Here is a 23,157-nt window from a genome sequence, read left to right on the forward strand (position 1 = left end):
CGCTTGTCCACGCACCGCGCGAAAGCTAGCACGGTGGCGATGGATAGCGAACCCGAAGAGCCCGCCCACGACACCACCCGCGTCATTGCCATCGACGTCGGGGGGACGAATGCCCGCTTTGCCCTGGCCGAGGTTGCCGATGGCCATGTCATCTCGCTGGGCACGCCGCACACCTTCGCGACGAGCAGCGTCGCTGGCCTGGGCGCGGCATGGGACCGGTTTGCCGATGCGGTGGATTACGAATTGCCCCGCGCGGCGGCCATCGCGGTCGCAGGGCCGGTCACGGGTGAGGAAATCCGCTTCACCAATTCGCACTGGGTCGTAAAACCCGCCGAGATCGCCGAAGAGCTGAAGGTCGACGACCACGTCATCATCAATGATTTCGAGGCGGTCGGCCACGCCGTCGCCGCGGCGCACGAGGATCATTTCATCCATCTCGCCGGGCCGGACATTTCATTGCCGCGCACCGGGGTCACGACCGTCGCCGGACCGGGCACCGGGCTCGGCGTGGCGCAATTGTTTCAGGGCGCGCGCGAAGAGGATAGCTATCGCGTGCAGCCGACCGAGGGCGGGCACATCGGTTTCGCGCCCGAGGACCGCATCGACGAGCGCATCCTGTCCCACGTGCGCGAGGTGCTTCCCCGCGTATCGGTCGAGCGGATGTGTTCCGGCCCCGCGATCATCCCGCTCGCCGAGGCGATCGCCGCGATCGAGGGATTGCCGATGCCGTCGGGCGACGATCGCGAACTGTGGCTTTCCGCCATGACCGACAGCGATCCCGTCGCGGTCAAGGCGTGTCAGCGTTTCTGCATGATCCTGGGCAGCGTGGCGGGCGACCTTGCGCTTGCCCACGGGGCCAATGCGGTGGTGATCGCGGGCGGGCTGGGGCTCAGGCTGAAGGACAAGCTGCTCGACAGCCGTTTCGACGAACGTTTCGTGGCAAAGGGACGGTTTCGCGCGCTCATGGAGACGATCCCGGTCAAGCTGATCACCCATCCGCAGCCGGGTCTTTTCGGCGCCGCCGCCGCCTTTGCGCAGGCGTACGACTAAACGCCCGCCGGGGTCAGCGTTCCGCCGGCGCCACCCGACGTATGTCGACAATCTCGACCGGCTCTGCGAGCATCTGCCCTTTCATCCATCCTTCGCCGGCCTCCGGGTCGAGCGGGCGGGCAAAGATCGCGCGCACCACGTCCATGCCGTCCACCACCCGGCCGAACGCGGCGAACCCTGCGTGCAGGGACGGATCGTCCGACGCGGGATCGGCGTCCATGCTGGACAGCGGGGCGAGCATGATCGTGAAATCGCCGGTCGCCGTGCCGGGGTCGAATCGCGCCATCGAAATGGTGCCGGTGTCGTGGGTCAGCCCGGTCTCGCTCGTCGGTTCGTGCGCGATCGGGTCGAGAATACGCTCCGGATCGTTGCGCGTTCCGCCCTGGAGCAAGCCATTGGGCTGCTCACCCCAGTCGAGCCGCATCGCGCGGTAGAACACCGTCCCGTCGAACCGGTCCTCATCCACATAGCGCAGGAAATTGCCGGTGGTCACCGGCGCGCGCCCGGTTTCGAGCGTGACGGTGATGTCGCCCATGGTCGTTTCGATGACGACGTCCTGCGTGGCGGGCGGCGCGGCATCCTGCCCCGATGCCGGCATGGCCGCGGGCGATGACAGGGCGAGGGCGAGGGGGGCGGCGAGGGCGAATCGTTTGAGCATGGCGCGATCATGCCAAATCCGTTCGACGAACGACATACCGGGATCGACGAGCGTCATTTCGGCCACGGCGCGAGCATTTACAGATGTAATCGGATCGCTTACAACTGTAATCGCAACCCGTGGAGGAATCGATGAACACCCCCCAGACCGAACGCATCAGCGAGGCCGAACACGCGGTGATGGAAGCCTTGTGGGCCGACGCGCCGCTCACCGCCGCGCAGGTGGCCGACCGGATCGGCGAAACACGCGGGTGGAGCCTTGCCACCGTAAAGACGCTGCTCTCCCGCCTTAGCCAGAAGGGCGCGGTCGACACGGCGCCGGACGGGCGCCGCTTTCTCTATTCGCCTGTCGTGGCGCGCTCCGAATATGTCGGCACGGAATCGCGCCGGCTCGTTGACCGGCTGTTCGGCGGGCGCGCATCGTCGCTGTTCGCGCATCTGGCGGAGGCCGAGGCGCTGGATGACAAGGATCTGTCCGAGATTGAGGCTCTCTTGCAGGAGTTGCGCAAATGACCGGGTTCGTTTTCGATACATGGCTCGCCACGGGGCTGCTGATCGCTCTGGTGCTGCTCATCCGCCGGCCGATGGCGCATCTGTTCGGCGCGCGGCTTGCCTATGCGCTGTGGCTGTTGCCGGCGTTGCGGTTCGTCATGCCGCCGATCGTGCTGCCCGCGTGGCTGGCGCCGGAGGCCGGCGTGCCGCTTTTTGCGCAAAAGGCGCCTCCGGTGCATCCCTCGGTGGTCGATGCCGAGATCGGGACTGCATCCCTGACCGACGCGGCGGTGCAGACCGGCGCGGGCGGCGATATTTTCGCAACGCTCGCCATCGCGATCTGGCTTGGCGGGGCGGCGGCGTTCTGTGTCTGGCGCATGCGCAATTATCGCGCGATGCGGGCACGCCTGCTCGACGGCGCGGTGCCGGTGGGCGAGGTCGGCGATATTCGCATGGTGGAAAGCCGCAAGGTCGCCGCGCCGCTCGCCTTCGGCATACGCGACAAGGTGATCGCCATGCCCGCGGGTTTCATGGCGCAGCCGAGCCGTGAGGCCCGCGATTTCGCCATCGCGCATGAGATTGCGCACCATCGCCGCGGCGATCTGCTCGCCAATATACTGGCGCAGCCGGTGCTGGCGCTGCATTGGTTCAATCCCGTGGCGTGGCTGGGCTGGCGCGCAATGCGCCGGGATCAGGAAGCGGCCTGCGACGCGCATGTCATGGCGGGCAAGAGCCGTCCCGTGCGCGCCCGCTATGGCGAGGTGATCGTGCTCTTCGCCCGGGAACAGCACATGGCGCTCGCCGCGCCGATGGCGGGTTTTCGCGAGATCGGCCCGGCGCTCGGTGAAAAGGCGATCGTCCACCGTTTGCGCAGCCTGACGCAGGAGGAGGGCAGCACCCGCCGCCGCCGTGCCGGGCGCATGGCGATTGCGGGCGCCGTGCTGGTCGCTCTGCCCCTCTCTGCGACGATCAGCTTTGCCGAGGGGGAGCAGGCCGCGCGTCCTGCGCCCGCCGCGCCGCCGGTTCCCGCCGCCCCGCCGTCACCCATGCACCCACCCGCGCCGCCGGCGACGCCCGCCAGCTTTGCGCAGGTGCCGGCACCCGAGGACATTCCGGACACGTGGGCGGGTACCGACCGTCACGCCTACGAAGCCAGGATCGAGGCCGAAGCATCGAGAGCCGAAGCCGAGGCCGACGCGTTCGAATCCGAAATGGAGGCGTTCGAAAACGAGATGGAGCAGCTCGGCCCCATGATCGCGCAAAGCGTGCGCCTCGCAATGAAATCCGTGCCCGACATAGAGCACTCCGTGTCGAGCGACGGCGATGGGAAGCGCCATGTCATCCGGCTCTTCGGCGTGGACGAGGACGGCAAGCGGCGCGTCATGCAGACGCAGGTCGTCGATGAACGCGCGATCGAGCGCAAGGCCTATGCCAGTGCGATCTCCGCCGTGCGCGCCGCGCGCCGTGCCATCGCGACGAGCCGCTCGATCCCGGCCGATGCCCGTGCCGAAGCCTTGCGCGATCTGGACCAGGAACTCGAGGACATGCAGGTAGAGCTCCGCGGCAACTGACCTTCCTTCGCGGGGAGTTCAGGGGCGCAAGGGACGGAAATGCAGGGGGACGCCGGGTTAGGGCGTCTCGCTTACCGCCATCTGTTCCGCGGTGCTGCCTTGCTGCGGAAGGTCCAATTCCGCGGTCCGCCGCGCGACCGGATCGAACACGTCGCCTTCGCGGGCCGGGCGGGCGGGCCATTCGCATTCGCGCGCCGCGCCCAATCCCTTGAGAAAGCCCCGCCGGATCAGCGCGGCCCCGACGATCCGTTCGAACCGGCGGCGTTCCTCGTTCGCGCCCGTCACCTCGCGCAGGATGCCGCGAAACGGGATGAGCCCGCCGACCAGCGACTTGGCGACATTGCCCGCCATGTTGGTGCCCTTCTGCATGTCGCTCTTTTCCGCCGCGGGCTGATCGATGTCCACGCCGAGATAGAGGTTGAGATCGGTCACCGCGCGCGCGATCTGCGCGCAATCGTGCAGCCCGCCGGTCGCATACGGGTCCGCTGCCACGTCGATGAGCAGGGGCGGAATATCGTCCCGGTGCAGGTTGAGATCGCGCAGCGGCTGCGTGGCGAGATCCTCGGCCTCGAAATCGGGATCGCGCATGTCCTCCTGTGCCATGGCCGGCGCGCTGAACGCGGCGGCCATGGCCATCAGCGGCGCAAATCGGCAAAGGTGTCGCATTGATCCTCGTCTCCTGTCTGAAGCCCACGTTGCAGCCATTCCATACGCTGCGCGCTTGAACCGTGGGTGAAGCTTTCGGGCGATACGCGCCGCCCGGCATTGCGCATCAAGGTATCGTCGCCGATGGCGCTGGCGGCGCGCAGGCCTTCCTGAATATCGCCGGGTTCGATGAGGTCGCGGTTCTTCGCCGCCCACACCCCGGCATAGCAATCGGCCTGCAACTCCATGCGCACCTGCAACGGGTTCGCGCCCGAAGGATTGGACGATTGCGCGCTGCGGACCTGATCGGCGAGACCGGTCAGGTGCTGTACGTGGTGGCCATATTCGTGCGCCATGACATAGGCCCGCGCGAAATCGCCGCCGGCGCCCATCTGACGCTCCATCTGATCATAGAAGCTGGTGTCGATATAGATACCCTCGTCCGCGGGGCAGTAGAACGGCCCCATCGCCGCCTGCGCGCTGCCGCAACCCGAACGCCCCTGGCCGTCGTAGAAATTTAGGGTGGGCCGCTCAAACGGAATATTCGCCTCTGCGAACAAGGGCGCCCATGTTTCGTCGAGCGAGGAGAGCGCAGCGCAGCTTTCGCGGCTGTACGGCCCGGCGGAGCAGCTTTCCTCGACCGTCTGCCCGCTCTGTACCTGTTCCTGACCGCTGCCGGCGGGGGCGGATTGCGTCACCTGGTCGATGGTGCCGAGCGTGGTCATCGGGTCGATTCCGAAGAACACCGCCCCGATCAGCGCGACGACGATCGCGCCGCAACCCAGTTTCTTGCCCCCGCCGATACCGCCGCCGGAACCGCGCTGGTCCCGCACGCGTATATTACGGGAGAAATCGTTCAGCCTCATGTTACCTCGTTTTCAAAGGTGCCGGTCGTGCCGAATCGGCCCGGTCATGGTGCCACCTTGATGCCAGACCGGATAACCTTTTGGAGTATAAGATGTTCCTTACCGGAAAAACCGCACTCGTGACCGGATCGACCTCGGGCATCGGGCATTCCATCGCCGATGCGCTCGCGCAGGAGGGCGCCAATATCGTGATGACGGGCATCGGCGACGAGGCCGAGATCGAGAAGACGCGCGCGAAAATGGCGCTGGATCACGGGGTCGAGGTCGCATTCGTGCCCGCCGACCTGACCGCGCGCGAAGGGACCGAGGCGTTGATCGAGGCGGCGCGGACCCGATTTGGCGCGGTCGACATACTCGTCAACAATGCCGGGATGCAGCATGTCGCCCCGATCGACGAATTTCCGCCCGAAAAATGGGACAGCATCATTGCGCTCAATCTCACGGCGGCGTTCGATGCGTGCCGGCTTTGCGTGCCGATGATGAAGGCGCGCGGATGGGGGCGCATCATCAATACCGCCTCTGCACATTCGCTGGCCGCATCGCCGTATAAATCGGCCTATGTTGCGGCAAAACACGCGCTGGCCGGATTGACGAAGACGGTCGCGCTCGAACTCGCGCAGGACAATATCACGGCCAATTGCATTTCGCCCGGCTATGTGTGGACCCCGCTGGTCGAGAACCAGATTCCCGACACGATGAAAGCCCGCAAGCTCAGCCGCGAGGAGGTTATCGAAAACGTCCTCCTGTCCGGGCAGCCGACCAAGAAATTCACCCAGCCCGAGGATATTGGCGCGCTCGCGGTGTTCCTGTGCCGGGACGCGGCGCAGAACATGACCGGCGGCAATATCAGCATGGACGGCGGCTGGACCGCGCAATGATGCGATGAAACACGGGGCAAACGGGGGCGACAGGCGTATGCGACGGGCCGCACAGTGCGCGTGGGTGGCGGCCTGCGCGGCGCTGCTTTCGGCGTGCGCAACGGTGCGCGAGCGTGAACCGGCGAGTGTTGCGGAGGCGCTGTCCTCCCATGTCGAGCTGTTGTCCTCCAACCGTTTCGCAGGGCGCGCGGCCGGCACGCCGGGCGAGGGGCTGACGCTCGACTATCTTCAGGCGCAGTGGAAGGCGATCGGCCTGAAATCGGGCACCCACGATTCGGCCAGCCCGTGGCGCGCGCCGTTCCGCGTGACCGGCGCGAACGGCGAGGCGGTCACGACCTACAACCTCATCGGCCGGATCGAGGGGACCGACCCGCAGGCGGGCGCGGTGCTGCTGCTCGCCCACTGGGACCACCTTGGCGCGCATAATGCGAAGTGCGGGCGCCGGTTCATCGACACGATCTGCAACGGCGCGGTCGACAATGCCACCGGGCTTGCCATGATTACCGAGATCGCGCGCAATCTTCGCGCCGGACCGCGGATGAAGCGCGATGTCTATATCCTCGCCACCGGGGCGGAAGAGGACGGCCTCCTGGGCGCGCGCGCCTTTGCCGAGGATCCGCCCGTGCCGCTGGGCAAGTTCGTCGCCGCGTTCAATATCGACAGCGAAGGGCTGGCCCCGGCGGACGCACCGGCGGTCGTGATCGGAGAAAAGGGCGGTCCGCTGGCCGAGCTGGTGCAGAGCGTCGCGGATGAAGAGGCGATCGTGCTCGTCGATCCGGACGCGGTGAACGCCATGTTCCTGCGCCGTCAGGATGGCTATGCCCTGATGCGGGCCGGGCTGCCCGCCGTGATGGTGAGCGCGAGTTTCGCCGATGCGCCGCGGCTCGCCCGGTTCATGGATGGCAATTACCACCGCCCCGGCGACGAGTTCGAAACGGTCGAGCTGGGCGCGGCGGTCGACATGGTGCGTCTGCATACCGCGCTTGTCCGGGCGGCGGCGGACCCGTCCCGTTTTCCCGGCCCCTTGCGCTCCGACGGGCGGCCCGTTGCAACAGAAAGCGCGACCACCCCCTAGCGGCGAAGGCGCAGGGCGGTTAGAGGGCGTTGCACGACTCTCCATGCCGGGCAGTTTCACAGGGTCCGGGCGGAAGCGGCCCCTTGCGTGGATTCGCCGCATCTATGCCGCTCGCCCGCAACGAACCGCCCGCCTACCGAACGAAAGCATCCCTTCGCCGTGCCAAACCGCCTTTCCTCCGACATCCCCCTCGGTCTCACCTTCGACGATGTGCTGTTGCAGCCCGCCGCATCCGACATCGTGCCCAGCCTTGCCGACACGCGCACGCGGCTGACGCGGGGCATCACGCTCAACATTCCGGTGTTGTCGAGCGCGATGGACACCGTGACCGAGAGCGAGATGGCCATCGTCATGGCGCAGATGGGCGGCATTGGCGTGCTGCACCGCAATCTCACGGTGGAAGAACAATGCAGCGCCGTGCGGCAGGTGAAGCGGTTCGAAAGCGGCATGGTCGTCAACCCCATCACCATCGCGCCCGATGCGACGCTGGGCGAGGCGCGCAACCTCATGCAGAGCCACAAGATTTCGGGCATTCCTGTGGTCGAGCAATCGGGCCGGCTGGTCGGGATCCTGACCAATCGCGACGTGCGCTTTGCCGCCAATGACCGCCAGCCGGTGCGCGAATTGATGACGGCCGACGATCTCGCCACGGTTTCGGCGGATATTCAGCAGGACGAGGCGCGCCGCCTCCTCCACAGCCGCCGGATCGAGAAGCTGCTCGTGGTGGACGATGCGTATCATTGCATCGGCCTCATCACGGTGAAGGACATCGAAAAGGCCGTGACCTTCCCCGATTCGACCAAGGATTCGGCGGGGCGCCTGCGCGTCGCGGCGGCAAGCACCGTCGGCGACACCGGCTTCGAGCGCAGCAGCGCGCTCGTCGATGCAGGGGTCGACGTGGTCGTCATCGACACCGCGCACGGGCACAACAAGGATGTCGCCCGCGCCGTCGAGCGGGTGAAGGCGCTGTCCAGCGACGTGCAGGTCATTGCCGGCAATGTCGCGACGGCGGCGGCTGCGCGCTCGCTCATCGATGCGGGGGCCGACGGGATCAAGGTCGGCATCGGTCCCGGCTCGATCTGCACCACGCGGATCGTGGCGGGCGTCGGCGTGCCGCAGCTCACCGCGATCATGGATGCGGCGGAGGAGGCCGACAAGTCGAACGTGCCCGTCATCGCCGATGGCGGCCTGCGCACGAGCGGCGACGCGGCCAAGGCGCTGGCGGCGGGTGCCTCCACCATCATGATCGGCTCGATGCTGGCCGGGACCGAGGAAGCGCCGGGCGAAACGTTCCTGTATCAGGGCCGCGCGTACAAGGCGTATCGCGGCATGGGCAGCGTCGGCGCGATGGCACGCGGCAGCGCCGACCGCTATTTCCAGCAGGACATCAAGGATTCCATGAAGCTCGTCCCCGAGGGGATCGAGGGGCAGGTCCCGTATAAAGGCCCGGCCAAGGATGTGGTCCATCAGCTCGTCGGCGGGGTGAAGGCCGCGATGGGTTATACCGGGTGCGGCACGATCGACGCGCTGCGCAAGGATGCGCGTTTCGTGCGCATCACCGGTGCGGGCCTGCGCGAAAGCCACGTTCACGACGTCACGATCACGCGCGAAGCGCCCAACTATCCCACCCGTTAAGGAACAGCCATGACCCCGCCCGCCCGCGTGAAAGCCGCGATCGACATTCTCGACACGGTGATCGCAGGCGCGCGGGGCAATGGCCCGCCCGCCGACCGCATCATCGCCGACTGGGCGCGGGGCAATCGCTATGCCGGGTCGAAGGACCGGCGCGCGATCCGCGAGCTGGTCTATGCTGCGATCCGGGCCTGCGGCGAGGTGCCGGTGTCGGGCCGCGCCGCGATGCTGGCGCTGACCAAGCAACAACCGGAATTGCGCGAAATGTTCGACGGGAGCCAGTATGGCCCGGCCGAGATCGAGCCGGGCGAACCGGTCGCCAATCTCGACACGGCGCCGCGCTGGCTGCGCGAGGAGATGATGGGGAGCGGCCTCGACCGCGAAGAGCAGGACGCTCTGTCCGCGCGGGCGCCGCTCGACCTGCGCGTCAATACGCTGAAGGCGCGGCGCGATACGCTGTCCCTGCCCGAAACGGCGGAGCCGACCGCGGCGCCGCACGGGCTGCGGCTCGACACCGGGCTTCGGGTCGAGGATTGGGACGCGTGGAGGAGCGGCGCGGTCGAGGTGCAGGACACCGGCAGCCAGATCGCCTGCCTCGCCGCTGGGGCGAGCGCGGGAATGACCGTGGTGGATCTGTGCGCGGGCGCGGGGGGCAAGACGCTCGCGCTGGCCGCGATGATGGGGAACGAGGGGCGCATCCTTGCCGCCGATACCTCGCGCGCGCGGCTTCAGAAATTGCCGGAGCGCGCCGAACGCGCCGGGGTCACGATCGCCGAAACCGTGCTGCTCAACCCCGGACACGAGATGGACGCGTTGACGCAGGTTGAGGGCGATGCGGACATCGTGTTCGTCGATGCGCCGTGCAGCGGGACCGGCACCTGGCGCCGCAATCCCGAGGCGCGCTGGCGCGTGACGCCCGCCAGCCTGAAGGAGCAGGCGGCGCTGCAATCGCGGCTGCTCGACCTTGCCGCGCGGCTGGTGAAACCGGGCGGGCGGCTCGTCTATGTCGTGTGTTCGCTGCTCGACGTCGAAGGGGCGGAGCAGGGCGAGGCGTTTCTTTCGCGCAACCCCGGTTTTTCGGCCGATACGCCCGATCTGCCGCTTGGCCGGAGGCGGGGAACCGGAATGCGGCTCACGCCGTTGCACGATGCGACCGATGGGTTTTTTATCGCACGCTATATCTCGCCGTGCTAGGCTTGGCCGGACATGGCCCGCCCTCTCGCCTCATCGTTCGATCGCCCGCGCACGGAGCGTGACCCGGCCTGGAAGGATTTGTTGATGCGCTACACCCCGATCGCCGCCGCCCTGTCGCTCTTCGTCGCGATCAGTGCGAGCACCGGTTATGGCAAGGCGGCCGAACCGGCGGATCCGCGGGTGGAAAGCCTGCTGCAATCGGGCGATGCGGCGCTTGCGAGCGGTGACATTGCCGGCGCGACCGACCGGTTCGAGGCTGCGGCCGTGCTCGCCCCCGGCTATGCAGAGATTTTCATGTCGCTGGCCGATGTTGCCCGCTCGAAGGGTTTGCAGGGCAAGGCCATCCATTATTACCGGCAGGCGCTGACCCTCGATCCCGGCAATCTTTCCGCCATCGCAGGCGAGGGCGCGGCCATGGCCGAAAAGGGCGCGATCGCCAAGGCGGAGCAGAACCTCACCCGGCTGAAATCGCTGTGCGGTAATGATTGCGCCCAGGTCGGCGCACTGGCCGCCGCGATCGAGCGTGGGCCGGTCGAACCGGTCCGTTCGGCGGACGCATCGGGCGGCGATGCGATGGCCGGGATGGACGAACCGGTCGAGGTGAACTGAACTGAACTGAACGCTTGCGGCCCGGCGTCAGATCCGGTCGCGAAACTGCGACAGAACCGCTTCGTAAACGGGGCGCTTGAACGGAATGATCATCGCCGGCAGCGTGTCGGCGTCGACCCAGCGATATTCGGCGAACTCGGCCTCGCTATGCGCGTTGAGGTCAATATCCGCATCGGTCCCCGAAAACCGGACGAGGAACCAGCGCTGACGCTGTCCGATATATTTGCCGCCCCACAGCTTGCCCTTCAATTCCTCCGGCAGGTTGTAGAACAGCTCTTCCTCGCTCTGCGCCTCGATCCGGGCCTTGTCGGACCGTATGCCGGTTTCCTCGTACATTTCGCGAAAGGCGGCATCGTGCATGTCCTCGCCCGGATCGACGCCGCCCTGCGGCATCTGCCACCAGTCGCCTTCCTTCGTGTCGAGCCGCTTGCCGACGAAGACGCGGCCATCCTCGTTCACGATCATCAACCCGGCGCAGGGGCGGTAAAGGGTGGGGTCGGGCTTGCTCATGCGGTTCGCTTTCTCGATTCGCGGATATGGGTGCCATCTGGCCGCCGGAGCATGGGTTTTGCAACCGGTTGCGATGCGCGGGGCGGATCGATCCGGCAAAGCGCATCAGGGCGGGGCGGAAACTTTTTCTAAATTGAACGCTTGGGTTCAGAAGACTAGTCAGGCAATGACCGCCGCCCGCAATTCGGGCACGCGCCGCCCGCCGCGCTTTCATTCGGGCCGATACCGAGGATGACAATGGCTTCACAAACCGCAAGCACCGCCGCCCCCGATACCCCGTCGGGTCAGACAGAGGCGGTCGTCGTCCGCTTTGCCGGGGACTCGGGCGACGGGATGCAGCTGACCGGGGGGCAGTTCACGCTGTCCACCGCGCTGGCCGGCAACGATCTTGCCACGTTCCCCGATTTTCCGGCCGAAATCCGCGCGCCGCAGGGCACGCTGTTCGGCGTTTCGGCGTTTCAGATTAATTTCGGCTCCACCGCGATCGAAACCGCGGGCGATGCGCCAGACGTGCTCGTCGCGATGAACCCGGCGGCGCTCAAGGTGAACCTTGCCGCGTTGAAGCCCGGCGGGCTGATCATTGCCGATACGGGCGAGTTCACGGCGCGCAATCTGGACAAGGCGAAATACGACCACAACCCGCTCGACGGGGACGAGCTGGCGAAATGGGACGTGCTGGCCTTCGACATCAGCGCGCTCACGCTGGAAGCGGTGAAGCCGTTCGGGCTGGGCAACAAGGAAGCGCTGCGCTGCAAGAACATGTGGACGCTGGGCCTCGCGCTGTGGATGTTCGACCGGTCGCGCGAACCGATCCATGACTGGCTGAAGCAGAAGTTCCGGAAGGCGCCCGACCTGGCCGAGGCGAATATCGCGGCGCTGGATGCGGGCCATGCCTATGGCGAGACGGCGGAGATTTCCGGCCCGCTCAAGCAATATCATGTCGCGCCGGTCGAAAGCGATCCGGGTCTCTATCGCACCATCACCGGGGCGGAGAGCATTTCGCTTGGTCTGGTCGCGGGGGCGCAGCTGGCCGAATTGCCGCTGTTCTTCGGCGGTTATCCGATCACGCCGGCGTCCGCCATCCTGCACCATCTGGCGAATCTGAAGGAATTCGGCGTCACCACGTTTCAGGCGGAGGACGAGATCGCCGCGATCTGCGCCGCCATCGGCGCAAGCTATGCAGGGCAGCTCGGCATCACCAGCTCGTCCGGGCCGGGCATTGCGTTGAAGGGCGAAGCCATGGGCCTTGCCGTGATGACCGAACTCCCGCTCGTCATCGTCAATTCGCAGCGTGGCGGCCCGTCCACCGGCCTGCCCACGAAAACCGAGCAGAGCGACCTTTACCAGGCGGTCTATGGCCGCAACGGCGACGCGCCGCTTCCCGTGATCGCGGCGCGCAGCCCGGCCGATGCGTTCGAATGCGCGATCGAGGCATGCCGCCTCGCCGTGCATTACATGACGCCGGTGATGCTGCTCACCGATGGTTATATCGCCAATGCCGCCGAACCGTGGAAGGTGCCCGACCCGACCGGTTTCGCGCATTTCCCGGCAAAGTTCCTCTCCGAGAAGAACGCGACGGATGTGGATGGCAACGACACGCTGCTCCCCTTCGCGCGCGATGAAAAGGGCGCGCGCCCGTGGATCAAGCCCGGCACCCCCGGTCTGATGCACCGCATCGGCGGGATCGAGAAGGCGCAGGGCACCGGCCACATCGATTATTCGCCCGCCAACCACCAGGCGATGACCGACGCGCGCAAGGACAAGATCGAGGGGATCGCGAGCGACATCCCCGATCAGGATGTGTGCATGGGCAATACGAGCGGCAAGCTCGCCGTGGTCGGCTGGGGCAGCACGTTCGGCCCCATCCATCAGGCCGTCCGCCGCGCGCGGAAGAAGGGCATCGACGTCAGTCACATCCACGTCCGCCACATCTGGCCGCTGCCGAAGAACATGGGCGAATTGCTGGCCGGGTTCGACAATGTGCTGATCCCCGAAATGAACGCGGGACAGTTCAAGACCGTGCTGCGCGATCAGTTCCTGATTGATGCGCAATCGCTGACGAAGACCAGCGGGCAGCCTTTTGCCATTGCCGAGATCGAGGCCGCGATCGCCGCCTATTTCGACGATGTCGACGGCAATGAGGGCGGGCAGGTCGACGTGAACGACACGCAGCTTCCCAGCCCCGAAAAAGCCCAATCCTGAGCCCGTCACGCCTGAATCAGTCCAGAAGGACACGCGACATGAACGACATGACCCCTGTAACGACCACGCTCAAGGACTGGGAAACCGATCAGGAAGTGCGCTGGTGCCCCGGTTGCGGCGACTACGCCATCTTGAAGGCGGTACAGCGCACCTTGCCGCAGCTAGGCGCCGATCCGGCCAATACGGTCTTCATTTCCGGCATCGGCTGCTCCAGCCGCTTTCCCTATTACATGGAAAGCTATGGCTTCCACACCATCCATGGCCGCGCGCCCGCGGTTGCGACGGGGGTGAAGCTCGCCAATCCCGATCTCGACGTGTGGCTGGTGACGGGCGACGGCGACGGGCTCTCCATCGGCGGCAATCACATGATGCATGTGCTGCGCCGGAACGTGAACATGCAGATCATGCTGTTCAACAACGAGATCTACGGCCTGACCAAGGGCCAGTATTCGCCGACCAGCCGCCCCGGCACGACCAGCCCGTCGACACCGGCCGGTTCGGTCGAGGCACCGGCCAGCCCGTGCGCCTTTGCCCTCGGTTCGGGGGCGCGTTTCGTGGCGCGCGGTTACGACGTGTCAAAGGATCTGCCCGAGGTGCTGAAAGCTGCCCATGCGCACAAGGGCGCGGCCTTTATCGAGATTTTCCAGAACTGCATCGTCTATAACAAGGACGTGTTCGACGATTTCACGCAGAAGAAAACCGCGCCCGAAACACAGATCTGGCTGACCGATGGCGAGCCGATGCTGTTTGCCAAGGGGACGAAGGGTCTTGCGCTCGATACAGGGACGCTCACGCTCAAGGTCGTGGATGTTGTCGATGGCGATTGGCAGGGCGCGGGCGTGATGACGCATAATGCGAAGAGCAAGACGCTCGCCCACATGCTGATCGAGATGCCGTTCGGGCCGTTTCCGATGGCGCTGGGCGTGATCTACGACAATCCGGCGCCGGTTTACGAGGACATGGTCCACGCGCGCAATGCGAAGGACGCAGCCGGCAAGTCGACCGATTTCGCTGCGCTGCTCCGCAAGGGGCAGACCTGGACCGTGTCGGGCACGGCGCAGGATCCGATCTGAACGCGGGTCTGCGCTAGGCGCGCGCCGCGTCCCGCCCTCTCGGCGAGGGGTGGAACGCGGAGGCGCACAGCACGGCCCAGCCGGTCCCGCCGAGCCATCCGGCCAGCACATCGCTGGGCCAGTGCACGCCGAGCCATATCCGGCTCACCGCGATGAGCATGGCCAGAACCATCGCCGCCGTGATAAGCGCATGCCGCACCGATGCCCGCGCGACGCATGGCGCAAAGGCCAGCGCAAGGGCGACATAGACCACCGCCCCGTTGAAGCTGTGCCCGCTGGGAAAGGCGGGGCCGCCTGCCTCCGCCAGATGCGGTACGAGTTCGGGCCGGGGCCGCGCGATCGCATATTTCATCACGCTGTTCACGAGCCAGCCCGACGCCACCGTCACGAAAAGCCAGACCGCAAGCCCCCGCCACCGCAAGACGAAGGCCGCGACACCCACCCCGACCAAGGCGAAGACATTGCGGAGCAACACACCGCCCAGCGCGGTCACGTCGCGCACCATTTCAAGCATCCATCCCGGCCCCTGCGCCGCGCCGTCCGCCATCCGCGGCAAGCGGAGCAGAGCCGTGTCGAACCGCGCAGTATGTCCCCCCAATACCGCCCAGACCACAATCGCAAACCCCGCCCACAGCAGCGCCGCGAGAGCAAGCATCCCTGCGCGCCCGTGGCGGTGGGAAGGGCGGGACGCGACGGGCGAAGGGGGAGGAGATGACATCGTCATGGAACATTCGCGCTTGGCCACCCGTTCCCGATCAGAACATTACGACTGCCGAGGAGACCTGAATGACTGCCCCGCAAATCGTCTGGCTGCGACGCGACCTGCGCCTTTCGGATCAGCCCGCGCTGTGCGCCGCCGCGTCGCAGGGGCCGGTCATCGCGGTCTATGTGCTGGACGACGACCGCGCGGGGGATCGCGCGCTGGGCGGGGCGTCGCGATGGTGGCTGCATCATAGCCTCGATGCGATGGCGAGCCGGCTGGCGCAGCATCGCTCGCGGCTGATCCTGCGGCGCGGTGACGCGGTCGAGGAACTCTGCGCGCTGGTCGAGGAAACGGGCGCGGAGGCGGTCCACGCCATCCGCCATTACGAACATTGGTGGGTGAAGGCGCAGGACGCGCTGTGCGAACGGGTCACGCTCAACCTCTATGACGGGAATTACCTGCTGCCGCCCGGCACGGTGACGACGGGTTCGGGCGATCCGTACAAGATCTACACCCCCTTCGCGAAGGCGGCGACCCGCCAGCTGCCGCAACGCGACCCGCTTGACGTGCCGAGCCTGACGCTTCCCGACGCATGGCCCGACAGCGACGACCTGAGCGACTGGAACCTGCTTCCCACAAAGCCCGACTGGGCCGAGGGATTTCGCAGCGAATGGGCCGTGGGGGAAAACGCGGGCCAGGACCAACTCGACGAATTCTCCGAGCGGGTCGCGTCCTATGAAACCGACCGCAACCTGCCGTCGGTCGACGGTTCCTCGCGCCTGTCGCCGCACCTTCATTGGGGCGAGATTTCGCCGACGCAGGTGTGGAAGGCACTGGAAGGGCGCAGCGGGGAAGGGCTGCACAGCTTTCGCGGCGAATTGCTGTGGCGCGATTATACGCAGAACATCATCTGCCAGTTTCCCGAATATCCCGAGAGCGGCTATCGCGACCAGTTCGCGCATTTCCCGTGGCGCGACCCGGATAGCGACGACGAAGCCGCGGCCGATCTGAAAGCATGGCAAGAGGGCCGGACGGGCTATCCCATCGTCGATGCGGGCATGCGGCAATTGTGGCACATCGGCTGGATGCACAACCGGGTGCGGATGATCGCGGCGAGCTTCCTCATCAAGCATCTGCTCATCCGCTGGACCCACGGGGAACGGTGGTACTGGGACACGCTGGTCGATGCGGATTATGCGAACAATGGCGTGAACTGGCAATGGATCGCAGGCACGGGGGTGGACAGCAACATGTTCCCGCGCATCATGGCGCCGCTCTCGCAATCGCCGAAGTTCGATGCCGCCGAATACATCCGCGAATGGGTGCCGGAACTCAGCCATCTCGGCGACGACACGATCCACGATCCGGGTGAGGATTGCCGGCCGGACGGCTATCCCGAAAAGCGAATCGCGCACAAGGTCGCCCGGCAACGCGCGCTCGACGCCTATGGCGAAATGAAGGATCGCGCGGGATAGGGGACGGCATGCTTTCCGCCTGTTGGCAAGCGGCGCATCCCGCGCCATAGGGGGCCGCGATGAATGCACCCGAACCACGCGGCAGGCACCTGACACAGGCGGGCCTTGACTGGCAGAACGGCACAGGCTGGCTCGCGCGGGTGATATCCGGCGGGACAGACCGGCTGGTCGAGCGTATCGACGCCGGGATTGCGACCGGCTCGATCGAGGCGCAATTGCCCGATGGCAGCCATCGCATCGTCGGCGGACGCGCGCCGGGTTTCGCGGCGCAGATCCGGCTCCACGACTGGCGCGCGTTGTTGCGGCTGGCCACCGGCGGGTCGGTCGGATGGTATCGCGCATGGGAGCTGGGCGAATGGGACAGCCCCGACCCGGTCATGATCTTTGCGCTGTTCATCGCCAATGCCGAAACGCTCGGCTCGGTCGGGCGGGCGAAGGGACCGTGGCGGCTGGCCAGCCGGATGCTGCACCGCTTGCGGCGCAATACCAGGGCCGGCGCGCAGGTGAACATCGCCGCGCATTACGACCTCGGCAATGATTTCTACGCCGCGTGGCTCGATCCCACGATGAGCTATTCCAGCGCGCTGTTCACCGATGGGGCACACGATCTGGAGCAGGCGCAGTTCGCCAAGGTCGACGCGCTGGCGGACCGGCTCGCGCTCGCGCCCGATGACAGTGTGCTCGAAATCGGATGCGGTTGGGGTTTTCTCGCGCGGCGGCTGGCCGACCGGCACGGCGCGGATGTCACCGCGATCAGCCTGTCGGACGAACAGCTCGCCCATGCGCGGGACAGGGCGGCGCGCGAATCGTTGTCCATCGATTTCCGGCGGCAGGATTACCGCGATGTCGAGGGGCAGTTCGACGCCATCGCCAGCGTGGAGATGGTCGAGGCGCTTGGCCGGGAATACTGGCCGACCTACATGGATTGCATCGCCCGCAACCTGAAGCCCGGCGGGCGTGCGGCGATTCAATATATCTCGATCCGCGACGACATTTTCGACGCCTACGCCAGCAGCGCCGATTTCATTCAGACCTATGTCTTTCCCGGCGGTCTGCTGATCCGGACGAGCGAGTTCCGCAGGCTTGCCGAGGCGCGGGGCCTGTCATGGCAGGATCAACATGATTTCGGGCACGATTATGCCGAAACGCTGCGGATCTGGCGCGAGAATTTCGAGCGTGCGGTGGACGATGGCCTGCTTCCGCCCGGTTTCGACCGCGGGTTTGTCGATCTGTGGCGCTACTACCTCATGTATTGCGAGGGCGGGTTTCGCGGCGGCGGGATCGACGTGCATCAGGTCACGCTGATCCGGCAATAGCGTCAGAGCCGGGCCGGAATGCGGCAGCTCGCGACGATGGTTTCATACGTCCCGAAATCGAGCAGGTCGTGAAACGCGCAGCCGACCGCATTGTCGCGCCACCATATCACCTCGCACGCGAGCGGCTCGATCCCCGGCACGTAGAGCCAGCATAGCGTGCCTTCGCGCAGGGGCTCCGCCGCGGTGCCGGAAAAGCCGCCGATCGAAAAATCGTGAATCACGGTGGAAAATCCGCGCCCGCCAGACGGCCTCAGATTGGCGGGAATCGTGAGCCCGGCCGCGGTCGCATAACGGCGGGGCCGGACCGGGGCACTTGGACGTTTTCGTTGAAGCAAGGCGTGCATCGCAACACTCCCGATGGGGATCATCGTATTGCGAGTCAATCTCGTCTGGAAGTGTGAATTTTTGCCTATCAGGCTTGGTTAACGCGAAGTCTATGTCCGGTTTCGAACGGCTCGCACAGCAGGCGCGCGACCGCCTCGCCGACCGTGTCGGGCGATTTCACCGTCTGCGGATCCTCACCCGGATAGGCGCGCGCCCGCATCGTCGTGCGGGTGGCGCCGGGATCGACGATGGCCGTGCGGATGCGCGACACCTTCGCGTTTTCCTGCGCATAGCAATCGAGCAGCACGTCGAACGCGCCCTTCGTCGCGCCATATGCGCCCCAGTAGGCACGCGGGCTTGCCCCCACGCTGCTGGTAATGCCGACCACGCGGCCATCCTTCGACGCTTTCAGCATGGGATGAAATGCGGTCAGCAATGTCTGCGTCGCGAGGACGTTCACCGTCATCGCCCGGCTGAATTCGCGGGGGTCGATATCCTGCACCGCCGATAATTGCGGGAGGATCGCCGCATTGATGACCAGCATGTCGAGCGCGTCCCACCGGCCGCGGATCGCGGCGGCGAGCCGTGCGACCGCGTCGGGTTCTGAAAGGTCCATCGGCGCGATGGTCGCGCTTCCGCCAGCGGCGTGGATCGCGTCCTCCACCTGCTCCAGCGCGGTATCGCTCCGCGCGGTCAGGACGACATGCGCCCCGCGCGCGGCCAGCGATTGCGCGATCGCCGCACCGATCCCGCGCGATGCGCCGGTGACGAGCGCGAGCTGCCCGTCGAGGTCGCGGTCGGCGCTCACGCCACTTTCTCCTGCAACAGCGACATCTGATCCGGTTCGGTGCGCTCTTCGAGGTCGGTGAGCTTCGTCGGATAATCGCCGGTAAAGCACGCGTCGCAATATTGCGGGCACTTGGGCTTGCGCTCTTCCTCGCCCACCGCGCGATAGAGGCCGTCGATGGAGACGAAGGCGAGGCTGTCGGCCTGGATGAACTCGCGCATCGCTTCGACCTCCATCCGCGCGGCCAGCAATTTTGAGCGTTCGGGCGTGTCCACGCCATAGAAACAGCTGTGCATGGTCGGCGGGCTGGCGATGCGCATGTGCACTTCGGTTGCGCCGGCATCGCGCATCATCTGCACGATCTTGAGGCTGGTGGTGCCGCGCACGATGCTGTCGTCGATGAGCACGATGCGCTTGCCCTCGACCAGGGCGCGATTGGCGTTGTGCTTGCGGCTGACGCTGCTCGACCGGGCGCCGTCGGACGGTTGGATGAAGGTGCGGCCCACGTAATGCGAGCGGATGATGCCCAGCTCGAACGGCTTGCCCGATTGCTGCGCATAGCCGATCGCGGCCGGCACGCCCGAATCCGGCACCGGAATGACGAGGTCGACATCGGCAGGCGATTCGATGGCGAGCTGCTCCCCGATGGCCTTGCGCACGGAATAGACCGAGCGGCCCGCCGAAATCGAATCGGGTCGGCTGAAATACACGTGTTCGAAGATACAGGGGCGCGAACCGCGATTGCCGAACGGGCGGTGGCTCTTCGTCTTTCCGTCGAAATCCACCTCGATCAGCTCGCCCGGTTCGACCTCGCGTTCGAAATCGGCCCCGATGATGTCGAGCGCGACCGTCTCGCTGGCGAAGACCACCGCGTCGCCGACCCGCCCCATGACAAGCGGGCGAATGCCAAGCGGATCGCGGCAGGCGATCATCCCCTTGGGCGTCATGCAGATCAGCGCATAGGCACCCTCGACAAGGCGCAGCGCGTCGACGAACCGGTCGAGCAGCGTGGGATACCGGCTCGTCGCGACGAGATGGACGATCACCTCGGTATCGGAGGTGGATTGGAAGATCGCCCCCTTGCGCACCAAATCGGCGCGCAGGTGCATCGCGTTCGAGATATTGCCGTTATGCGCGATCGCGAAACCGCCGGTGGCGAGTTCGGCGTAGAGCGGCTGAATATTGCGGAGGCCCGATCCGCCGGTCGTGGAATAGCGGACATGGCCCGCCGCCATCGACCCCGGCAGTTCGGCGATGGCATCGCCCGCGCCGAAATTCTCGGCCACGTGGCCAAGCCCGCGCCGGACGTAGAATTCCGCCCCGTCATAGCTGACGATGCCGGCCGCTTCCTGCCCGCGATGCTGCAACGCGTGCAGGCCCAGCGCGGTGAGCGCGGTGGCGTCGCGTGCGTTGATGGCGCCGAAAACGCCGCATTCCTCGCGCAGCGTATCCCCGTCCTCGTCATGGAAGGGATGGTTCACGTTTGTCTCGATGGTCATGTTCGCGCAATGTCCCGGATCGGCCCGATCGGTGGCCGTTTCGTGCAGGGCGTTATCGCCCCCGTTCGCTGGCGCCGCTTTGCCGAGAAACGCGTTCGATTACAACCTGTGTGTTGTACGCAGCGGTGCGTTTGCACCGGAACGCTTGCCACGCGGGGCGGCACCGCCTACTTCACCTTGCGTTAAAGCCGCCCCGTTCATGGGGCGCACGCACCTTCCCACCATGCACGGACCGCTGCCCTCGTGATCCTTTCCCCTTTCGAATGGACGATCGCCAAACGCTACATGCTGCCCGGCAAGGGGGAGCGTTTCATCGCGCTCGTCGCCGGCATCAGCCTCGTGGCGGTCATGCTCGGCGTGGCCGCGCTCGTCATCGTGATGAGCGTGATGAACGGGTTTCGCGCCGAATTGATGGACAAGATCGTCGGACTGAACGGCCATGCCATCGTGCAGGCCTATGGCGGCCGGCTCGACAACTGGCGCGACGTGCTCGAAGAAGTGCGGGAAACGGACGGTGTGACGCGTGCTTCCCCGCTGATCGAGCAGCCGCTGCTCGCCACGTTCAACGGGCGGGTGGAGGCCGTGCTGGTCCGCGGGAACGAGCCGGACGATATCGCAAGGCTCGCCGACAAGAACGTGATGGGCGACCTGTCGCGGGTGCAGCCAGGGTCCAATACGGTGGCCATCGGTGCGCGGCTGGCGCAGACGCTCGGCATGCGGCTTGGCGATACGATCACCATCATCAATCCGCAGGGGCGCACGACGCCGTTCGGCACCGTGCCGCGCGAAATCGGCTATGAAATCGGGGCGATCTTTGAAATCGGCATCTACGATTACGACAATTCCTTTGTCGTGATGGCGATGGAGGATGCGCAGACGCTGCTGCTTTCGGGCGATTCCATCGGCATGATCGAGGTGCTCACCGAAGATCCCGACACGGTCGAGGATACGATGGCGCCCATTGCGCAAAGGCTCGCCGGGCGCGCGGTCGTGTCCGACTGGAAAACGATCAACGCTTCCCTGTTCGAGGCGCTCGCGGTGGAGCGGGTCGCGATGTTCGTCGTTCTGTCGATCATCGTTCTGGTCGCCGTGTTCAACATCCTGTCCTCGCTCATCATGCTGGTCCGGGCAAAGACGCGCGACATTGCGATTCTGCGCACGATGGGGGCGACGCGGCGGTCCATCCTCAAGATTTTCGTGACCGCCGGATTCCTGATCGGGGCGATGGGCACGATGGCGGGGCTGCTGCTCGGCTTCGTCGCGCTCGAATTCCGGCAGTCGGTGGTGCGCGCGATGGAATTGTTCACCGGACAGGAATTGTGGGATCCCTCGATCCGCTTCCTCACCGAACTGCCCGCGCGGACCGACCCGGCCGAGGTCACGGTCATCGTCGTGATGGCGCTCGTGCTGTCCTTCCTCGCCACGCTCTACCCCGCGTTCAAGGCGGCGAGCACCGATCCCGTGCAGGTCCTGCGCTATGAATGATACCGTATCGTCCGCGCCCGTCGTCCGGCTCCACGATCTTCGCCGCAGCTTTACCCAAGGCGGCGTCACGATCGAGGTACTGCGCGGGGTCGAGCTTTCCATCATGCCGGGCGAGATCGTCGCCCTGCTCGGCCCGTCGGGTTCGGGCAAGTCCACCATGTTGCAGGCGGTTGGCCTGCTCGAAGGCGGGTTTCAGGGCAAGATCGAGATTGCAGGTGTCGAGGCCAGCGCGCTCAATGGCGATGCGCGCACGGCGCTGCGGCGCGAACATCTAGGCTTCGTCTATCAGTTTCACCATCTGCTGCCCGATTTCGACGCGCGCGAGAACGTGATCCTGCCGCAGCTCGTCGCCGGACGCGCGCGGGGCGAGGCGGAGGCACGGGCCGACGAACTGCTCGGCGCGCTGGGCCTGTCACAACGGCTCGACCACCGGCCCAGCCAGCTTTCGGGCGGGGAGCAGCAGCGCGTGGCCGTCGCCCGCGCGCTCGCCAACCGGCCCGAACTCGTGCTGGCCGACGAGCCGACGGGCAATCTCGACGAGGCGACGGCGGACCGCGTGCTGGAAGAATTCCTGCGGCTCGTGCGCGGGCAGGGCAGCTCCGCGCTCATCGCGACGCATAACGAACGGCTCGCCCGCCGCATGGACCGCGTCGTCCGCCTCCACGAAGGGCGCCTTCGCGCGGGGTAGCCGCGGCAATCCGCCTTGCGAACCGGAACCGGGGTGGACTAAGGGGCGTTGATCCATCGAACCGTTTTGACAAAGGATCTCTCAGGTGAGCCATTCCCCCACCACTTTTCGCGGCGAATCGCCCAATCTCAACGGGATCGAGTGGGACGATCACGCCGCGATCCACAATCGCCCGAACGGCAATGAAAGCAACATGCTGCGCGGTTTCAACGTGATGCGCGAGGGCACGTTCGCCGAAATGGTCCGTTTCGTCGACCACCTACCGGAGGATGAGCGCGAGCATCTCGTGATTCAGAAATCGGGCGACCGCGTGTTCACGCTTCCCGAAATCCTGGCGCTGGCCCGGCACGACGATTTTCCGAAGGCGGATTGACCCGCGTCCGACGGATCGCGCCACGGTCCGTTAACGGGTGAAAATATCGCCCG

23 protein-coding genes are annotated in these 23,157 nt (G+C 66.1%); 15 read left to right on the forward strand and 8 right to left on the reverse strand.

Annotation, left to right across the window (positions count from 1 at the left end; genetic code table 11):
- Window positions 1-39 precede the first annotated feature (39 nt).
- Entirely contained in the window at window positions 40-1,050 is a 1,011-nt protein-coding gene (locus Q0897_RS02750; protein ID WP_299307373.1) for a glucokinase, read from the forward strand.
- A 13-nt stretch (window positions 1,051-1,063) separates the two neighbouring features.
- On the opposite strand, the gene Q0897_RS02755 is transcribed toward Q0897_RS02750, so the two are convergent.
- Window positions 1,064-1,765: a peptidylprolyl isomerase gene (locus tag Q0897_RS02755; RefSeq protein ID WP_299307579.1), complete on the reverse strand. Its 702-nt coding sequence runs from the start codon at window positions 1,763-1,765 to the stop codon at window positions 1,064-1,066.
- Window positions 1,766-1,839: 74 nt separating this feature from the next.
- Between Q0897_RS02755 and Q0897_RS02760 the strand changes: the two genes are divergently transcribed.
- Entirely contained in the window at window positions 1,840-2,220 is a 381-nt protein-coding gene (locus tag Q0897_RS02760) for a BlaI/MecI/CopY family transcriptional regulator (protein ID WP_202084165.1), read from the forward strand.
- Complete coding sequence (locus tag Q0897_RS02765; protein WP_299307374.1) at window positions 2,217-3,770, forward strand: M56 family metallopeptidase; 1,554 nt, start codon at window positions 2,217-2,219, stop codon at window positions 3,768-3,770. Before Q0897_RS02760 ends, Q0897_RS02765 begins: the two co-directional genes overlap by 4 nt.
- A gap of 57 nt (window positions 3,771-3,827) precedes the next feature.
- Here the strand turns inward: Q0897_RS02765 and Q0897_RS02770 are convergent, their stop codons facing one another.
- Both Q0897_RS02770 and Q0897_RS02775 read right to left on the reverse strand, forming a co-directional pair.
- Window positions 3,828-4,406: a hypothetical protein gene (locus Q0897_RS02770; protein ID WP_299307375.1), complete on the reverse strand. Its 579-nt coding sequence runs from the start codon at window positions 4,404-4,406 to the stop codon at window positions 3,828-3,830.
- Entirely contained in the window at window positions 4,406-5,281 is an 876-nt protein-coding gene (locus tag Q0897_RS02775) for a neutral zinc metallopeptidase (protein ID WP_299307376.1), read from the reverse strand. Before Q0897_RS02775 ends, Q0897_RS02770 begins: the two co-directional genes overlap by 1 nt.
- A gap of 92 nt (window positions 5,282-5,373) precedes the next feature.
- On the opposite strand from Q0897_RS02775, the gene Q0897_RS02780 reads away from it, so the two are divergent.
- From Q0897_RS02780 to Q0897_RS02800, 5 genes are all read left to right on the forward strand, one after another.
- A complete protein-coding gene (locus Q0897_RS02780; protein WP_299307377.1) occupies window positions 5,374-6,159 on the forward strand; it encodes a 3-hydroxybutyrate dehydrogenase in 786 nt (261 codons plus the stop codon).
- A gap of 37 nt (window positions 6,160-6,196) precedes the next feature.
- Complete coding sequence (locus Q0897_RS02785) at window positions 6,197-7,234, forward strand: M20/M25/M40 family metallo-hydrolase (protein ID WP_299307378.1); 1,038 nt, start codon at window positions 6,197-6,199, stop codon at window positions 7,232-7,234.
- A 159-nt stretch (window positions 7,235-7,393) separates the two neighbouring features.
- The gene (gene guaB, locus Q0897_RS02790; RefSeq protein WP_299307379.1) at window positions 7,394-8,869 is read left to right on the forward strand and encodes an IMP dehydrogenase; all 1,476 of its coding nucleotides are present in this window, start codon (window positions 7,394-7,396) and stop codon (window positions 8,867-8,869) included.
- Between the two features lie 9 nt (window positions 8,870-8,878).
- Window positions 8,879-10,060, forward strand: coding sequence for an RsmB/NOP family class I SAM-dependent RNA methyltransferase (locus tag Q0897_RS02795; RefSeq protein ID WP_299307380.1), 1,182 nt, complete (start codon window positions 8,879-8,881; stop codon window positions 10,058-10,060).
- A gap of 84 nt (window positions 10,061-10,144) precedes the next feature.
- The gene (locus Q0897_RS02800) at window positions 10,145-10,669 is read left to right on the forward strand and encodes a hypothetical protein (protein ID WP_299307381.1); all 525 of its coding nucleotides are present in this window, start codon (window positions 10,145-10,147) and stop codon (window positions 10,667-10,669) included.
- Between the two features lie 27 nt (window positions 10,670-10,696).
- Here the strand turns inward: Q0897_RS02800 and Q0897_RS02805 are convergent, their stop codons facing one another.
- A complete protein-coding gene (locus Q0897_RS02805) occupies window positions 10,697-11,179 on the reverse strand; it encodes an RNA pyrophosphohydrolase (RefSeq protein ID WP_299307382.1) in 483 nt (160 codons plus the stop codon).
- A gap of 237 nt (window positions 11,180-11,416) precedes the next feature.
- Here Q0897_RS02805 and Q0897_RS02810 point away from each other — a divergent pair, with 237 nt between their 5' ends.
- Both Q0897_RS02810 and Q0897_RS02815 read left to right on the forward strand, forming a co-directional pair.
- Window positions 11,417-13,381, forward strand: a complete 1,965-nt coding sequence (locus tag Q0897_RS02810; RefSeq protein ID WP_299307383.1) for a 2-oxoacid:acceptor oxidoreductase subunit alpha — start codon at window positions 11,417-11,419, stop codon at window positions 13,379-13,381.
- A gap of 38 nt (window positions 13,382-13,419) precedes the next feature.
- Entirely contained in the window at window positions 13,420-14,454 is a 1,035-nt protein-coding gene (locus tag Q0897_RS02815; protein WP_299307385.1) for a 2-oxoacid:ferredoxin oxidoreductase subunit beta, read from the forward strand.
- Window positions 14,455-14,467: 13 nt separating this feature from the next.
- Here Q0897_RS02815 and Q0897_RS02820 read toward each other — a convergent pair whose 3' ends face one another.
- Window positions 14,468-15,109, reverse strand: coding sequence for a phosphatase PAP2 family protein (locus Q0897_RS02820; RefSeq protein WP_299307386.1), 642 nt, complete (start codon window positions 15,107-15,109; stop codon window positions 14,468-14,470).
- Between the two features lie 131 nt (window positions 15,110-15,240).
- On the opposite strand from Q0897_RS02820, the gene Q0897_RS02825 reads away from it, so the two are divergent.
- Window positions 15,241-16,632, forward strand: a complete 1,392-nt coding sequence (locus Q0897_RS02825) for a deoxyribodipyrimidine photo-lyase (RefSeq protein ID WP_299307387.1) — start codon at window positions 15,241-15,243, stop codon at window positions 16,630-16,632.
- A gap of 59 nt (window positions 16,633-16,691) precedes the next feature.
- Window positions 16,692-17,948: a cyclopropane-fatty-acyl-phospholipid synthase family protein gene (locus Q0897_RS02830; protein WP_299307388.1), complete on the forward strand. Its 1,257-nt coding sequence runs from the start codon at window positions 16,692-16,694 to the stop codon at window positions 17,946-17,948.
- 2 nt (window positions 17,949-17,950) lie between these two features.
- Here the strand turns inward: Q0897_RS02830 and Q0897_RS02835 are convergent, their stop codons facing one another.
- Genes Q0897_RS02835 through purF form a run of 3 tightly spaced genes read right to left on the reverse strand, consistent with a single transcriptional unit; the run spans window position 17,951 to window position 20,558 of the window.
- Window positions 17,951-18,316: a PilZ domain-containing protein gene (locus Q0897_RS02835; RefSeq protein ID WP_366519892.1), complete on the reverse strand. Its 366-nt coding sequence runs from the start codon at window positions 18,314-18,316 to the stop codon at window positions 17,951-17,953.
- A gap of 44 nt (window positions 18,317-18,360) precedes the next feature.
- The gene (locus Q0897_RS02840) at window positions 18,361-19,080 is read right to left on the reverse strand and encodes an SDR family NAD(P)-dependent oxidoreductase (RefSeq protein WP_299307389.1); all 720 of its coding nucleotides are present in this window, start codon (window positions 19,078-19,080) and stop codon (window positions 18,361-18,363) included.
- Window positions 19,077-20,558 carry an amidophosphoribosyltransferase gene (gene purF, locus Q0897_RS02845; RefSeq protein WP_299307390.1) on the reverse strand — a complete coding sequence of 494 codons (1,482 nt, stop codon included), beginning with the start codon at window positions 20,556-20,558 and terminating at the stop codon, window positions 19,077-19,079. The genes Q0897_RS02840 and purF overlap by 4 nt, the downstream gene beginning before the upstream one ends.
- Window positions 20,559-20,801: 243 nt before the next feature.
- Between purF and Q0897_RS02850 the strand changes: the two genes are divergently transcribed.
- The 3 genes from Q0897_RS02850 (at window position 20,802) to Q0897_RS02860 (ending at window position 23,104) form a co-directional block, all read left to right on the forward strand.
- Window positions 20,802-22,043: a lipoprotein-releasing ABC transporter permease subunit gene (locus tag Q0897_RS02850; RefSeq protein ID WP_299307391.1), complete on the forward strand. Its 1,242-nt coding sequence runs from the start codon at window positions 20,802-20,804 to the stop codon at window positions 22,041-22,043.
- A complete protein-coding gene (locus tag Q0897_RS02855; protein WP_299307392.1) occupies window positions 22,036-22,731 on the forward strand; it encodes an ABC transporter ATP-binding protein in 696 nt (231 codons plus the stop codon). Before Q0897_RS02850 ends, Q0897_RS02855 begins: the two co-directional genes overlap by 8 nt.
- An 85-nt stretch (window positions 22,732-22,816) precedes the next feature.
- Window positions 22,817-23,104 (forward strand): hypothetical protein, encoded by a 288-nt coding sequence (locus tag Q0897_RS02860; protein ID WP_202084199.1) that lies wholly within the window; start codon window positions 22,817-22,819, stop codon window positions 23,102-23,104.
- Window positions 23,105-23,157: the final 53 nt, after the last annotated feature.

The organism is uncultured Croceicoccus sp., assembly GCF_947496385.1.
In the GTDB taxonomy this organism is placed as follows: Bacteria; Pseudomonadota; Alphaproteobacteria; order Sphingomonadales; family Sphingomonadaceae; genus Croceicoccus.

Excerpts from the sequence above, each read along its gene's own strand:
- Q0897_RS02755 (WP_299307579.1), bottom strand. The coding sequence starts at position 1,765 with ATGACGCTCGTCGATCCCGGTATGTCGTTCGTCGAACGGATTTGGCAT.
- Q0897_RS02855 (WP_299307392.1), top strand. The coding sequence starts at position 22,036 with ATGAATGATACCGTATCGTCCGCGCCCGTCGTCCGGCTCCACGATCTT.
- Q0897_RS02770 (WP_299307375.1), bottom strand. The coding sequence starts at position 4,406 with ATGGCCATGGCCGCCGCGTTCAGCGCGCCGGCCATGGCACAGGAGGAC.
- Q0897_RS02820 (WP_299307386.1), bottom strand. The coding sequence starts at position 15,109 with ATGCTTGCTCTCGCGGCGCTGCTGTGGGCGGGGTTTGCGATTGTGGTC.
- Q0897_RS02795 (WP_299307380.1), top strand. The coding sequence starts at position 8,879 with ATGACCCCGCCCGCCCGCGTGAAAGCCGCGATCGACATTCTCGACACG.
- Q0897_RS02765 (WP_299307374.1), top strand. The coding sequence starts at position 2,217 with ATGACCGGGTTCGTTTTCGATACATGGCTCGCCACGGGGCTGCTGATC.
- Q0897_RS02805 (WP_299307382.1), bottom strand. The coding sequence starts at position 11,179 with ATGAGCAAGCCCGACCCCACCCTTTACCGCCCCTGCGCCGGGTTGATG.
- purF (WP_299307390.1), bottom strand. The coding sequence starts at position 20,558 with ATGACCATCGAGACAAACGTGAACCATCCCTTCCATGACGAGGACGGG.
- Q0897_RS02815 (WP_299307385.1), top strand. The coding sequence starts at position 13,420 with ATGAACGACATGACCCCTGTAACGACCACGCTCAAGGACTGGGAAACC.
- Q0897_RS02775 (WP_299307376.1), bottom strand. The coding sequence starts at position 5,281 with ATGAGGCTGAACGATTTCTCCCGTAATATACGCGTGCGGGACCAGCGC.
- Q0897_RS02835 (WP_366519892.1), bottom strand. The coding sequence starts at position 18,316 with ATGATCCCCATCGGGAGTGTTGCGATGCACGCCTTGCTTCAACGAAAA.
- Q0897_RS02785 (WP_299307378.1), top strand. The coding sequence starts at position 6,197 with ATGCGACGGGCCGCACAGTGCGCGTGGGTGGCGGCCTGCGCGGCGCTG.
- Q0897_RS02760 (WP_202084165.1), top strand. The coding sequence starts at position 1,840 with ATGAACACCCCCCAGACCGAACGCATCAGCGAGGCCGAACACGCGGTG.
- Q0897_RS02750 (WP_299307373.1), top strand. The coding sequence starts at position 40 with ATGGATAGCGAACCCGAAGAGCCCGCCCACGACACCACCCGCGTCATT.
- Q0897_RS02810 (WP_299307383.1), top strand. The coding sequence starts at position 11,417 with ATGGCTTCACAAACCGCAAGCACCGCCGCCCCCGATACCCCGTCGGGT.
- Q0897_RS02800 (WP_299307381.1), top strand. The coding sequence starts at position 10,145 with ATGCGCTACACCCCGATCGCCGCCGCCCTGTCGCTCTTCGTCGCGATC.
- Q0897_RS02830 (WP_299307388.1), top strand. The coding sequence starts at position 16,692 with ATGAATGCACCCGAACCACGCGGCAGGCACCTGACACAGGCGGGCCTT.
- Q0897_RS02780 (WP_299307377.1), top strand. The coding sequence starts at position 5,374 with ATGTTCCTTACCGGAAAAACCGCACTCGTGACCGGATCGACCTCGGGC.
- Q0897_RS02825 (WP_299307387.1), top strand. The coding sequence starts at position 15,241 with ATGACTGCCCCGCAAATCGTCTGGCTGCGACGCGACCTGCGCCTTTCG.